General features: G+C 66.7%; 12 protein-coding genes and 1 pseudogene. 9 read left to right on the top strand and 4 right to left on the bottom strand.

The window, feature by feature from the left end:
• Positions 1-3 precede the first annotated feature (3 nt).
• The 4 genes from ABZ622_RS06660 to ABZ622_RS06645 all read left to right on the top strand — a co-directional run bounded on the left by ABZ622_RS06660 (position 4) and on the right by ABZ622_RS06645 (position 5,985).
• Positions 4-630 carry a response regulator transcription factor gene (locus tag ABZ622_RS06660; RefSeq protein WP_124719999.1) on the top strand — a complete coding sequence of 209 codons (627 nt, stop codon included), beginning with the start codon at positions 4-6 and terminating at the stop codon, positions 628-630.
• 258 nt (positions 631-888) lie between these two features.
• Positions 889-3,006, top strand: coding sequence for an HYR domain-containing protein (locus ABZ622_RS06655; RefSeq protein ID WP_360541063.1), 2,118 nt, complete (start codon positions 889-891; stop codon positions 3,004-3,006).
• A gap of 43 nt (positions 3,007-3,049) precedes the next feature.
• A complete protein-coding gene (locus ABZ622_RS06650; protein ID WP_360541061.1) occupies positions 3,050-3,937 on the top strand; it encodes a DUF4255 domain-containing protein in 888 nt (295 codons plus the stop codon).
• On the top strand, positions 3,934-5,985 hold the full coding sequence (locus tag ABZ622_RS06645; protein WP_360541059.1) for an ATP-binding protein: 2,052 nt from the start codon (positions 3,934-3,936) through the stop codon (positions 5,983-5,985). Before ABZ622_RS06650 ends, ABZ622_RS06645 begins: the two co-directional genes overlap by 4 nt.
• 27 nt (positions 5,986-6,012) lie before the next feature.
• Here ABZ622_RS06645 and ABZ622_RS06640 read toward each other — a convergent pair whose 3' ends face one another.
• Both ABZ622_RS06640 and ABZ622_RS06635 read right to left on the bottom strand, forming a co-directional pair.
• The gene (locus tag ABZ622_RS06640) at positions 6,013-6,411 is read right to left on the bottom strand and encodes a DNA-binding protein (RefSeq protein WP_360541057.1); all 399 of its coding nucleotides are present in this window, start codon (positions 6,409-6,411) and stop codon (positions 6,013-6,015) included.
• Complete coding sequence (locus ABZ622_RS06635) at positions 6,411-6,689, bottom strand: hypothetical protein (RefSeq protein ID WP_360541055.1); 279 nt, start codon at positions 6,687-6,689, stop codon at positions 6,411-6,413. Before ABZ622_RS06635 ends, ABZ622_RS06640 begins: the two co-directional genes overlap by 1 nt.
• Before the next feature lie 159 nt (positions 6,690-6,848).
• Between ABZ622_RS06635 and ABZ622_RS06630 the strand changes: the two genes are divergently transcribed.
• From ABZ622_RS06630 to ABZ622_RS06610, 5 genes are all read left to right on the top strand, one after another.
• Positions 6,849-7,628, top strand: coding sequence for an alpha/beta hydrolase (locus ABZ622_RS06630; protein WP_266491823.1), 780 nt, complete (start codon positions 6,849-6,851; stop codon positions 7,626-7,628).
• Positions 7,625-8,902: a cytochrome P450 gene (locus ABZ622_RS06625; RefSeq protein ID WP_360541053.1), complete on the top strand. Its 1,278-nt coding sequence runs from the start codon at positions 7,625-7,627 to the stop codon at positions 8,900-8,902. Before ABZ622_RS06630 ends, ABZ622_RS06625 begins: the two co-directional genes overlap by 4 nt.
• A gap of 193 nt (positions 8,903-9,095) precedes the next feature.
• Positions 9,096-9,413 carry a helix-turn-helix transcriptional regulator gene (locus ABZ622_RS06620; RefSeq protein WP_360541051.1) on the top strand — a complete coding sequence of 106 codons (318 nt, stop codon included), beginning with the start codon at positions 9,096-9,098 and terminating at the stop codon, positions 9,411-9,413.
• Between the two features lie 3 nt (positions 9,414-9,416).
• The gene (locus tag ABZ622_RS06615; protein ID WP_360541049.1) at positions 9,417-10,004 is read left to right on the top strand and encodes a DUF5753 domain-containing protein; all 588 of its coding nucleotides are present in this window, start codon (positions 9,417-9,419) and stop codon (positions 10,002-10,004) included.
• Positions 10,001-10,240 (top strand): DUF397 domain-containing protein, encoded by a 240-nt coding sequence (locus ABZ622_RS06610; protein WP_360541047.1) that lies wholly within the window; start codon positions 10,001-10,003, stop codon positions 10,238-10,240. The genes ABZ622_RS06615 and ABZ622_RS06610 overlap by 4 nt, the downstream gene beginning before the upstream one ends.
• 130 nt (positions 10,241-10,370) lie before the next feature.
• Here the strand turns inward: ABZ622_RS06610 and ABZ622_RS06605 are convergent, their stop codons facing one another.
• Together ABZ622_RS06605 and ABZ622_RS06600 are read right to left on the bottom strand one after the other, a co-directional pair.
• On the bottom strand, positions 10,371-11,027 hold the full coding sequence (locus ABZ622_RS06605) for a hypothetical protein (RefSeq protein WP_360541045.1): 657 nt from the start codon (positions 11,025-11,027) through the stop codon (positions 10,371-10,373).
• Positions 11,028-12,812: pseudogene (locus tag ABZ622_RS06600) on the bottom strand (hypothetical protein); the annotation flags it as partial.

Below are 12,812 nucleotides of genomic sequence, written 5' to 3'. Positions count from 1 at the left end.
GCCATGGAGCGCATCACTGTCGCATTACGAGCTCAGGATCCGATCTCGCAAGCGGGCGTGGCCAGTCAGTTACGGACTCGGCCCGAGGTCAGCGTGACGGAGTGGGGGGAGGGCGACACCTCTCCCCGGATCGTGGTCGTCGTCGTGGACGCGGTCGACGAGGCGGTGTTGACGATGCTGCGCCACATACAGCGCACCAGCACCTCACGCACCGTTCTGGTCACCACGGACATCGACGAGCAGAAGCTGGTGAGTGCCGCGGAGTGCGGTGTCGCCGGTGTGGTCAGGCGCTCCGAGGCGACTCCGGAGCATCTGGTGCAGGTCATCGGAACGGTGGCGCGGGGCGAGGGGCATCTCCCGTCCGACCTGCTGGGACGGCTGCTGGAGGAGGTGGGCCGCCTCCAGGGTCAGGTGCTCGGCCCGCGCGGGCTGCACTTCACCGGCCTCGCGGCGCGCGAGGTGGATGTGCTGAGGCTGGTCGCGGAGGGGTACGACACCGCGGACATCGCGACGAAACTGGCCTACTCCGAGCGCACCATAAAGAACGTGCTGCACTCGGTGATGACCAGGCTGCAGCTGCGGAACCGGTCGCACGCGGTGGCGTACGCGATGCGGCAGGGGCTGATCTGAGCCTTCCCGCGCTGCTGCGTGCGTCGTTTCGGCAGGGGCTGATCTGCGGCTCCCGTGCCGGTGTGCACGTCGCCTCGGCAGGGGCTGATCCGAGCCTTTCCACGCTGGTGTGTGCGTCGCCTCGGCAGGGCCCCGGGATGCACTTTCGGGCAGCGGGGGCTTCCCGAGGATGTGACTCCCGCTCCGCTGTGCGTCCGCCGCCGGTACAGGACCCTGACGTCCGGTGTGCCGATCGGCCTAGGGTGGGGGAGGACTTCCGTGCGCTGGTTCCAGCCGCTTCGGCGGGCGCTGCGGGTGGCGCGGGCGCTGCGGGCGCCGCGAGCTCTGTGGCCGCGGACGCGTCGGCCCAGGCCGTCCGCCTCGCGCCGCACCCTCACCGCGCTCCGGATCCCGGCCCTCGCCCTGCTTCTTGTGGTCAGTGGCGTCGCACCCGGTTCAGCCGTCACGTCCGGGGCGCCGTCGGTGTCGGTGCCCGAACCCTGGGTCACTCCGGCCGAGTTCACCGACGCGGTCGACCCGGGCGGTTCCACGGGCGTGGCCAAGCAGGTGCGTACGCCGACGATCCCGCCGAGGCCGGATGTGATCCTGCTGGTGGACGGCACCGCGAGCATGGCCGACCCGATCAAGAGCGTGCAGGAGAACCTGCCCAAGATCACCGACAAGATCCTTGCCGAGCAGCCCGACTCCCGGTTCGCCGTGGCCACGTTCGGCGATCAGGAGGGCGATCCCAACGCCGGTTTCAGCGTGCTCCAGGGGCTGACGGACGACCTCGAAGCGGTGCAGGCAGGCGTCAACAAGCTGGACACCGCGTTGGGCGGCAAGAGCCGGGGCCCGTCCGAGGACTGGATCAACGGGTTGTGGCAGATCGCCAACGGGGCCGGTGGCCAAACTGTTTTCCGTGACGGGGCGAGTCCGGTCATCGTGCTGGTCGGCGATGCTTCCAGCCACGCCCCGAGCAACGGGCATAGCATCGACGACACGATCTTCGATCTTCAGGACCGGAGCGTCCGGGTGATCGGTGTCGACGTGGCGAGCAAGATCGGCGACGGCCTGAACGGCAATGGTGATGCCGGTGATCCCGAATATGTCGAGGATCCGCTCACCACCCCCGACCAGGCCACCCGCATCATCAACGCCACCAACGGCCGTCTGCTGGAGGGGATCGACGGCGACAAGGTCGCGGAGGCGATCGCCGAAGGCTTCAACAACCTTCCCACCACGGTCGGTTACCGCCTCGACAATTGCGACCCGTCCCTGACCGTTGCCCTGGATCCCCCCACCCGCAGCGTGACGAGCGGCGACACCGCGTCGTTCGCGGAGAACATCGACGTCGCCGCGGACGCGCCGCAGGGCACCACCCTGACCTGCACCGTCCAGTTTCTGATGGGCACCCAGGTTCCCGGCACGGAGACGATCGGGCCGGCCGCGGCCGCCGACCCGGACTTCCAGGAGCAGATCAGCATCGATGTGAACGACATCGACGCGCCCGTCGTCACCGTGGACGATCTGACCGTCCGGGCCAAGGACAAGAAGGGCGCGCGCGTGACGTACGCCGCCACCGCCCAGGACGTCACCGACGGCACGCTGCCGGTGACCTGCACCCCTGCCTCCGGTTCGCTCTTCCCGGTCGGCCGTACCACGGTGACCTGCTCGGCGACGGACTCGGCGGGCAACACGGGGACGGACACGGCGGAGATCGAGGTCCTGGAGGCTCCCGTACCGCCCTCGGCGGATGTGACGATGAAGGTCGACATCAGCCCTGACCGCACGTACACCGGCCGCCCGGCCCGTGCGCGGTTCACCGTCACCAACGCCGGTCCGGACCCGGCGACAGGAGTGGTCATCGGCTCCAGCTGGCCGAAACCGTCCAAGGGCAAGGACCGCAGCCTGCCTGCCCTGACCCGTTGCACAGCGGCGAAACCGTGCACCATCCCGGCCGGCGGCCGCATCGAGGTGACCCAGACCGGTACGTATCGCGCGGCGGTCACCGGGGACGTACGGGCCACCGTGCGCGGCACGCTGCCGGACCGCCGGAGCGCCAACAACCAGGACACCGACCGGCTGCGCGTCCTGAAGCCCTCGCTGACCGTCACTCCGCAGGTGGCCAAGCCGGGCCAGCCGGTACTGGCCCGCGGCAAGAACTATCCGCCGGGCGCGACCGTACGTTTCACGTGGAACATCGGGATCACTCCCGGCGGAGCGACGGCCACGGTGGGACGTGACGGCACCTTCGAGGTCCAGGTCCTGGTCCTGCGCAAGGACAAGCTGGGTCCGCGCGAGCTGAGAGCGGACTCGCGCGACCTCGCCCGGCTGAAGAAGCCGGTCCTGGTGGTGCAGCGGAATCTCCAGCCACCGGACTTCGCGGGCCGCGCATGAGCGCCGGTGACCACACGGCCGATGACCGCACAGGAGTGATCGGGTGATCCACGAGGTCGACGACGTACTGCGGGCACTGATCAGGGCGGAGGTGCTCGAAGGCGGCCAGATCGCGGTGGTCTTCGACGCCCCGACCCGGGAATGGGCGGCGAAGGTCAACGCGCCCATGGTCAACCTGTATCTCTACGACATCCGCGAGGACATGCGCAGGCGCGAACGGGGCCTGCACAACGACTACGACGAGCGGGGCACGATCATCGCCCGTCGCCGCCCGCCCCGGTTCTTCAAGCTGTCGTACCTGATCACGGCATGGACGAAGCGCCCGGAGGACGAACACCGGCTGCTCTCGTCGCTGCTCGGCTGCCTGCTGCGTTACGAGGCCCTGCCCCCGGAGCGGCTGGCGGGCACCCTGGCCGAGATCGGGGCGCCGGTCCCGATGTCGATCGCGCTGCCGCCACCGGAGGACCGATCGTTCGCCGACGTGTGGAGCGCGCTGGGCGGCGAGTTGAAGCCCTCGCTCGACCTGGTGATCAGCGTGCCGGTGACGGCGTCGCCGAGCTATGTGGTGGGCCCGCCGGTGGGGGACGAGGGGCTGCAGACCCGCTTCGGGGACGTACCCGAGGGGGCCGAGCCGGTGTCGGAACCGATGCCGGGGCGCGGGGGCCTCCCGGTGTACGGCGGCCGCCCGGGGCGGCCGGGCGGGGGCGCCGCCTCGCGCATCCCCGACGCGGAACGACGACGCGGTCTGTCCCTCCGCATTGTGGAGACCCGGAAGGCACAGAAGGACCGGGAGACCCGCACGGAAACCCGGAAGGACCAGGAGACCCGCACGGAAAGCCGGAAGGACCAGGAGACCCGCACGGAAAGCCGGAAGGACCAGGACACCCGCACGGAAGGCCGGAAGGCCGGTACGGAGGGCAGCGCCGAATGACCACCGCGGGCGATCGCGATCCGAACCTGCGCCACCTCCTCGCCCGCGCGGTGGCGGTGGAGCAGCGCATCCGCCGGGCGGTCGAGGCCCGGCAGCTCACCGATCCGGACCCCGACGACGCCTTCCGCGGCCTCTACCTCACGGACGAGAACATCGCCCGTCTGCTGGACGAGGACGAGGCCCGCGCCTTCCCCCACCCCGTACCGTCGTCCGCTCCGGACTACGGCACAGGGCCGACGGAACAGTCCGGACTCACGGTCCTGGCCGCCGAGTTCGGCCTCACCGCTCTCGACACCGAGATCCTCCTCATCGCGCTCGTACCAGATCTCGACGACCGCTTCGAGGCGTTCTACGGCTACCTGAACGACGACGTCACCCGTCGCCGCCCGTCGATCGGCCTGGTGCTGGGCCTGTGCGGGCTCTCCCCCGCCGACCAGGAGGCGCGTGGCCGGCTGGCCGCCCGTGCCCCGCTCCGTGAGGGCCGCCTCCTCCTGGTCGAGGACCTGGACCGGCCGTTCCTGAGCCGGGCGCTGCGCGTCCCCGACCGGGTCACCGCACACCTCCTGGGCGACGACACCCCCGACCCGCGACTGGCCGATCTCCTCGCCCCCTGGCACGCCGTGGCGGGCGTCGGAGACCCGGCGCCACTCGCCGGGGCCCTCGCCCACGGCGCCTCGCTGGCCTACCTCCGCGAGGACCAGGGCGGTGCGGGCACCGCCCTCGCCGCCTCCGCGCTGACCCGAGCGGGCCACCGGGTCCTGGGCCTGGACCTGGCCCGCCTCGCGGAGGATCCGTCCCCCGTCGAGGCAGTCCGCTCCCTGGTCCGCGAGGCCCGGCTGACCGGTGCGGGCGTGGTCTGCGCCCCGGTCGACGCGGTCTGCCGCGAACACCCGGAGCTCCTCCGGCTGCTCACCGGAACCCCGGTCCCCACGATCCTGGTGGGCCGGGCCCCCTGGGACGCGGCCTGGTCCGCCGCCCCGCCCCTGCTCCTGCACGCCCCACGCGTGGAACCCTCGACCAGGGCGGCCCTCTGGACCGAGGCGTACGACGCCCCCGTACCCGGGACCATCGACGTGGACCGGCTGCTCGCGCCGTTCCTCCTCACCCCGGAACAGATCACCCGCGCGGCCCGGGGCGCCGCCCAGACCACCCACCTGGACGGCGGCACCCTCACCCCCGACCACGTCCGCCAGGGCGCCCGCGCCCAGAACGCCGCGGGCCTGGACCGCCTGGCCCGCCGTATCGAACCCACCGTCACCTGGAACGACCTGGTCCTCCCGCCGGACACCCACGCCCAGCTCCGCGAACTCACCGCCCGCGCGAGACATCGCGACCGGGTCCTCGGGGAGTGGGGCATGCGCCCCGGCGGCGGCCGTGGACGAGGTGTGTCCGCCCTCTTCGCCGGCGATTCCGGCACCGGCAAGACGATGTCGGCGGAGGTCATCGCCGCGGACCTGGGCCTGGATCTCTACACGGTCGATCTGGCGACGGTGATCGACAAATACGTGGGCGAGACGGAAAAGAACCTGGAACGCATCTTCTCGGAAGCCGCAGGCGTGAACGGCGTCCTCCTCTTCGACGAGGCCGACGCGATCTTCGGCAAGCGCTCCGATGTGAAGGACGCCCACGACCGCTACGCGAACGTCGAGAGCGCGTACCTCCTCCAGCGCATGGAGTCCTTCGACGGCCTGGCGATCCTCGCCACCAACCTCCGCGCCAACCTGGACGACGCGTTCACCCGCCGCCTGGACCTGGTCATCGACTTCCCGGTCCCGGACCCCGAACAGCGCTTGGTCCTCTGGGAGCGCTGCCTGGGCCCCGTACTCCCCCGGGGCAAGGACCTGGACCTCGCCTTCTGCGCGGAGAACTTCGAGTTGGCGGGCGGCAACATCCGTTCGATCGCGGTGACGTCCGCGTACCTGGCGGCGGACACGGACGAGCCGGTGACGATGCCGACGCTGATCCACGCGATCCAGCGCGAGTACCAGAAACTGGGCCGGCTGACGCTGGCGTCGGAGTTCGGCCCTTATCTGGAGCTGCTGGCGTGAGGTGCGGTGCCGCGCGGAGCCTGACGCTCAGACCTTGATGATCCGTACCCGATCGCCGCACAGCAGGCCCAGATCCTCAGGATCCGAAGTAAGGATCACCGCAGGTTTCGGCATCAGCAACGCAGTCGCTCCCACGACGGCGTCGATGGCGTACTTGTGCCCATGGAGTCCGGCATCGGTCAGAAGTTTCATGGCCGAGCGCCCGATCTCCTCGCTCACGGGCTCGACCGTCAGCCTGGACACCGCCCAGTTGAACCGGGCGGCGTTCACTTTCCGGTGGGGGGCCTCGATGAGGGTGAGGACGCTGACGATCACCCTCATGTCCTCCTGCTCCGCTCCGCGGAGCAGCGTCATGACCTGCCGGTCATCAGCCACGACCTTGGACAGACCCTCGCTGTCCAGCACGATCGTCCCCGCCCGAGCCATCAGGCGGCGTTCTGTGCATCGTCGGCGTCGCCGCGCAGAAGCGCTCGGGCGGCATCGATCTCCGTACGACTCAGCGCACCGTGCTCCGCCTCGTGCGCGTTGGTCAGCTCGGCGAGGCTGTCCCGCTCGATCTGGCGCTGCACGGCTGCGTCGACGTAGGCGGAGAAACCCCGCTTCCCCACGCGCGCACGGACGGCCGCGATATTGCCCGAGTGCAGGCTGACGGAGACGTTGGCGGTGGGGCCCTCGCCCAGGCCGTAGGTGGTGTCATCACTCATGACACCAATCTAATACATGAACTGGTAGAGGGCTGTGTTTGCCGTGACAGAGCGATGGGCCCATGGCTCGGCCCCTTGCGTGGACCCGAAGTTGGCGCGACCGTGGTCGGGTCGGTCGGTGAACGGCCGCTTTTCCTCCGTACGGCGACGGGAGTCAGCGTGACCGCATTGCCTGTTCTGCCCCACGAACTGCACGGCGACGGCCCGCACAAGGTGATCGCGGTGCACGGCTGGCTCGCCGACCGCTCCGCGTACGCCCCCGTGCTGCCGGATCTCGACCTCGATTCGTTCCAGTACGCGGTGGTGGACCTGCGGGGGTACGGCGAGGCCCGGGACACGGACGGTTCGTACACCACGGCGGAGGGGGCGTCGGACGTGCTCGCGCTGGCCGACCGGCTGGGCTGGGAGCGGTTCTCGCTGGTCGGCCACTCGATGGGCGGCTCCGTCATCCAGCGGACACTGGCCGCCGCGCCGGACCGGGTACGCAGGATCGTCGGCGTCTCGCCCGTCCCCGCGTCCGGCCTTCCGCTCCCGCCCGAGCAGTGGGAACTCTTCGCCGAGGCGGCGCACACCCCGCAGAACCGGCGGATCATCCTCGACACCACCACCGGAGGCCGCCGTCCTGCGGGCTGGCTGGACCGCATGGTGCGCCGCTCGGTCGCATGCAGCGACGCGAAGGCGTTCCGGGCCTGGCTGGACTCCTGGGCGGGCGAGGACTTCCACGACCAGATCGAGGGCTCGCCCGTGCCCGCCCTCGCCGTAGTGGGCGCGCTGGACCCGGCCCTCTCCGCGGAGTTGCAGCGCGCCACCTGGATGCGCTGGTTCCCCCGCGCCGAACTGGTGGAGCTGCCGTCGTGCGGCCACTACGCGATGGACGAGGCCCCGCTCGACCTGATCCGCGCGGTGGAGGACTTCCTGCGGGCGGACGCGGAGGCATGAGCGGTCCCGCCCCCGCCGAAATGCCCGTACCGGATGTCTTCGACCCGAGGCTGTACGGGCAGGGCATCCCCCACGCCCACTACCGCCACCTGCGCGACCACCACCCCGTCTCCTGGCAGGACGAACCGGAGGTGCTCGGCTGGCCGGCGGGCCCCGGCTTCTGGGCGGTCACCCGGCACGAGGACGTGGTCCGGGTCCTGAAGGACTCCGCGACGTACTCCTCGTACCTGGGCGCCACCCAGATCCGCGACCCGGACCCCGCCGACCTGCCGTTCCTCCGCCGCATGATGCTCAACCAGGACCCGCCGCACCACCGACGCCTGCGCGTACTCGTCAGCCGCGCCTTCACCCCGAAGCGCATCGACCGTTTCGCCGTGCTCGTCCGCGAACGCGCCCGCTCCCTGCTCACCCGCGCGGTCGCCGGGGCGCGGGCCGGCGACGGCACCTGCGACCTTGTCGCCCAGGTCACCGACGACTACGCCCTGCTCAACCTCACCGACCTGCTCGGCGTACCGGACACCGACCGCGCGCTCCTCCTCCACTGGACGCAGCGCGTCATCGGCTACCAGGACCCCGACGAGGCCGGAACACCTGAACAGGGCCCGGACGGGCGACCGCTCAACCCCCGTTCCCCGTCCGCCCTGCGCGACATGTTCGACTACGCGCACGCCCTGGCTGCCCACAAGCGCCGCCACCCCGCCGACGACGTGATGACGTCCTTGGCCACGGACCCCGAACTGACCGCGCCCGAACTGGAGATGTTCTTCTTCCTACTGGTGATCGCCGGCAACGACACGGTACGCAGCGCGGCTCCGGGCGGCCTGCACCTCCTGGCGGAGAACCCCGAGGCGTACCGCCGCCTGCGCGACGGCGAGGTCGGGTTCGCGACTGCCGTCGACGAACTCCTCCGCCGCCACCCCCCGGTCCTCACCTTCCGCCGCACGGCCCGCGAGGACACGCTGCTGGCAGGCACCCGCATCCGCACCGGCGACAAGGTGGTCGTCTTCCACGCCTCCGCCAACCACGACGAACGCGTCTTCCCCGATCCGCACGTGCTGGGCCTCTCCCGGTCCCCGAACCCCCACGTCTCCTTCGGTGACGGCCCGCATGTCTGCCTGGGGGCGCACTTCGCGCGGCTGCAGCTGCGGGCGTTGTACGCGGAGACGTGCCGCCTGCTTCCGGGATCGCTCGAGCCGGCGGGTTCACCGGGGCGTCTGGTGTCGAACTTCATCAACGGTCTGAAGTCGCTGCCGGTGCGGGTGGTTGGCAACTGACAGCCGATTCGTATTCTTGGCGGGTCGCGACAAGCCCGTGCTTTACCGAGTGCCAGGAATGAAAGGTATTCATACCGGCGTGCCTTCCTGCTCATCCGGGAAGGTGGATGACTCCGAAGGAAGTCGACTCCTCAGGTCGGAGTCGGGCATCCTTCACGATGGCAGCTACACGCGCAACGCAGGTATTCGACCGGTGTCTCTCTGGCTGACTCGGCGTGCAGCGGCGGAGAAACGCAGGCAGCTTCGCGCCTACTTCCTCAGGCGACGTTGGCTCGCCTTTGATCTGGTCCGGCTGAGGAAGGAAGCTGGGCTCGACCAGAATGACGTGGCCAAGGCGCTGCGTTGCACAGTGGCAAAGGTGTCCTACTACGAGACATCCGAACGCCCGGTTGCGCTGCGGGACTTGGATGAAGTTCTACTTCCGCTCCACAACGTCCCGGAGGACCGCTGGGACGACTACCTCAGGGCTGCCAGGAACGCGCGCCAGAAGGGCTGGTGGGAAGGAAGCTAAGGCATGTCCATGCCGAGTTGGTTCTCCCTGTTCGTCGGACTGGAACAGGGGGCATCGCAAGTCCGAGCGTACGAGAGCGAGGCCATCCCGGGGCTTCTCCAGACCAGGGCCTACACCGATGCCATCACGTGGCGGGGAACCGCCGAGCGGGGAGACGACGAGGTGGAGCGCCTCGTCGACTTGCGCATGACGCGGCAGGCTGCACTGAGTCGGGAATCCACTCCACTACGCCTCTGGACCGCGCTCAATGAAGCGGTGCTGCGCCGAGTGGTCGGCAGCCCGGCGATCACGAAGGGCCAGCTCCTTCATCTGGCCGAGATGACTCGCCATCAGAAGATCACCGTGCAAGTACTCCCCTACGAGCACGGAGCGCACCCGGGCATGGCGGCAGGCCCGTTCCAGATCCTCAGCTCCCCGTGGCCGGACGATTCTGGCGTGGCGTATGTGGAGCACCGGGCGGGCGCCTGCTACCTCGAACGTGCCCACGAGATCGAGGCACATATTGCGGCCTTCGAGCACCTCGTAGCGCTTGCGCTGAGCCCGGAGAGTTCAGTGGTGGTGGTGCGAGAAATTGCGAAGGAGTACGAGTGAGCCGAAATGAACGCACCTCGCCTTACGCTGAGTTGAACGCTCTGGCGTGGCGGAAGTCCACCTTCAGCGGTGATCAAGGCGCCTGCGTGGAGGCCGCCCCCTTGCCAGACGGTCGCATAGCCGTGCGCAACAGCAGCCACCCTGATGCAGGGGCCGTGTTCTTCACCGCTGTAGAGATGGACGCCTGGACCAAGGGCGTGGAGGCGGGGGAGTTCGACCACCTGATCAATGAGTAGCTGGCTGCCAGATCTGCTGGGCTGCTGGCTGCGGTGTCTTGGAACGCTGAGACTAGGGGGACGCTGCAGGAAGCCCGCCGTTGAGCGCGTTGGCGGCCCGGTGTATGGGGGCCATGCACCGGCAAGTGTTTCAGTCGTTTTCAAAGTATTGAAACGCCCTCTGGGGGTTGCCTGAGAGGAGCGACGCGGCGTCACTCTTCTCAACCACAGGATGGGCGTATTCGGGGGAATCGGTCAACTTCAGTCCGGGGCGGCAAAGCCTGTATCCCTGCGGACTTTTGTAGCAGGAAACAGGAACTCCTTCGGCATGCAGATGGAGCGTAAGCTTCCACTCGAACTCATCCGAGAGGATGACCCGGCATCCTCTTTCGATGAGTTGTGGAACCAGATGGCGGTAGGAGTTCTCGGACAAGGGGTTCCCAGTCAGATCCAAGTTGCGTAGCCTCGAAATCGACATCAGTGGAGTGATGTCATAGATAAAATTTCGCGGCGCGTAGAAGCTGAGTAACGAAAGAGTGGCAAGCCCTGAAACGGAAGCCATTCCGCTGTCTCTGACAGTCAGTGAACGCAATGACCCAAGGCGGGATACATTATCTGTATCCACTGGGTCGCATGCGACGAGAAGCAAGATCTCAAGCGAGCCGCACTGAGCCAGGACCTCAAGATTGCGTGAATTTCTGATGTGGAGATCCTGGATCCCCTCGCATTCCTCCTTCGAGAATGGTGGTTCGTGGCCAGTGGCCCGTGCAATCGATTTCGAAACCGCCGGGTCCAAATTCGAGTTCACTCAGGCACTCCGTCCGGAATATTTCTCGATCAGCGTGTCTATCTTGTCGCGAAGGCGACCAAAAGCGGCTTCCTGTGCGGATCCCAACTCCTCAACGGTGAAGGGGATTTCCTTTTGGGCGGCTTCGCCGACGCGGGTGCTTTCGATTCGTATCGATTTATAGATTGCCAGTATCTTCAGATTCTTCTGCTTCTCGGAGAAGTTAGAAGTGTCTCCATTCCACATCAACTTCCCTTCCTCGAGTAAGTTGCGCAAGTTGGCGAGGAATTGGTCCGGGCTCCCATTCGGTTTATCTTTTATGAAATTCTTGAAGTATTCACGCAGGCTGTCATGCCATTTTTTGTCTCGACCGTTATAGATTGGATTTCCGTCGTATGTCATGAATGCCCCCACGTGGGCGTCCATGTCGTGGCTACCGACTTCGGTCATGTTGTCAGAGAGGCGTATCTCCCAGATCACATCGGTTGTGAGTGACCGCAGGTCGTCCTGGAGGTCGATCCATCCCGTGGAGTTTTGAGTGTTCGCTTGCTTCATGTCCGTGTCCAGTATCTTGAGCAATTGATCCGTGGGAATCCACTCGTGATGACCATCGGCCAGTGCACGAAATTCGCCCTTAAGCCATTTTCTGTGCGGGTTCTCGCCAATCCCCTTTTCATCCCAAAGTCCTTTCAATTCGGACAAAGTGAGACCACTCGATTTCTTCTCCTCTGCCATTTCTTTGAGGAACTCAAGTACGCGGCCTTTGCCAGCAGCTGCTACAAGCCTCGGGTCGACTTCACGTCTCGCGACAGGCAGGGAGGAGAACCTTCCGTACTGACTGTCGGCGCCAAACTTAAGGCTCTTGAGTTTACCGTTCAGGTCGGGGTTGCTAGTGATTGTTTCAATCGCGCTGTTTCTGAGTTTCGCGACTGCGTTGTCCCCTACCTTCTCATAGAATGCAGGTCGGGTCGAATGATTTGGCTTCGGACCCAGTTGATGCAGAGCATACTGTTTGAATGAGTCCGCACTGGCGTCTTTGGTGCGATTCGTTCCGCCATTCTTTGCTGGGTCGAAGTATCCTCTGAGGTTTTCGTGTGTGCTCGGTTCGCGGAGATATTCGATGGCGGGTTCTTCGAATCTATCCAGCGCATCTATTCCGTTCCAGGCCTTGGTTTCTTTGAGTTGTGCGTCCCACCAGTGCTTTTTTAGATCTTTCGCAAGATTGATGCCGTGTTCGGGGAGGTATTTATCGATTTGGGGCTTCAGGAGTAATACTTTGGCAACTTGCTCTTCTGGGCTGGCCTTTGCGATCACGCTTATTTCTGCCGGCTTATTTCTGGACTTCTTCGAGCGTAGAGACTTGAGCCCGCGAGGGCGAAGCTCTGCTGCGACGCTGGAGATGATAGAGTCCAGTTCTTTTTCGTTTTCCAGCGGTGAGGCAGTGCGTAGTGCGAGCATCCTGCGGGCTTCGCGCTTTACGTCTTTGCTTTTTTTGGAGTCTCCATTTTTGGGATGTCCGTTTTTTCCTCTCAGCTTCGCCCAGAGTTTCTTCCCTGTTTTGGCGATGAAGTTGACTATTTTGTCGACGGCGCGGTTGACGGGGCGGGCGACAGCATGGAAGACGCTCTTGACCTTGTTGGCCAGGCTGCCGATGCCGAGGAGTGAGGCGAGGAAGCCGATGAGGAGGGGGACGCTGGCGGCGAGGGCGGTTTCGACCATTTTCGGGACGCCCGCCGTGCCGCCGTTGGCGATGGCGATGACGGCGTCCAGGATGGCGTTGACGAATTCGACGATCTGGGCGCCCTG

This window comes from Streptomyces sp. NPDC007164 (assembly GCF_040634135.1).
In the GTDB taxonomy this organism is placed as follows: Bacteria; Actinomycetota; Actinomycetes; order Streptomycetales; family Streptomycetaceae; genus Streptomyces; species Streptomyces sanglieri.
This window is presented reverse-complemented; position numbering and strand designations above follow the sequence as displayed.

Excerpts from the sequence above, each read along its gene's own strand:
- ABZ622_RS06660 (WP_124719999.1), top strand. The coding sequence starts at position 4 with ATGGAGCGCATCACTGTCGCATTACGAGCTCAGGATCCGATCTCGCAA.
- ABZ622_RS06615 (WP_360541049.1), top strand. The coding sequence starts at position 9,417 with ATGTCCATGCCGAGTTGGTTCTCCCTGTTCGTCGGACTGGAACAGGGG.
- ABZ622_RS06645 (WP_360541059.1), top strand. The coding sequence starts at position 3,934 with ATGACCACCGCGGGCGATCGCGATCCGAACCTGCGCCACCTCCTCGCC.
- ABZ622_RS06635 (WP_360541055.1), bottom strand. The coding sequence starts at position 6,689 with ATGAGTGATGACACCACCTACGGCCTGGGCGAGGGCCCCACCGCCAAC.
- ABZ622_RS06625 (WP_360541053.1), top strand. The coding sequence starts at position 7,625 with ATGAGCGGTCCCGCCCCCGCCGAAATGCCCGTACCGGATGTCTTCGAC.
- ABZ622_RS06640 (WP_360541057.1), bottom strand. The coding sequence starts at position 6,411 with ATGGCTCGGGCGGGGACGATCGTGCTGGACAGCGAGGGTCTGTCCAAG.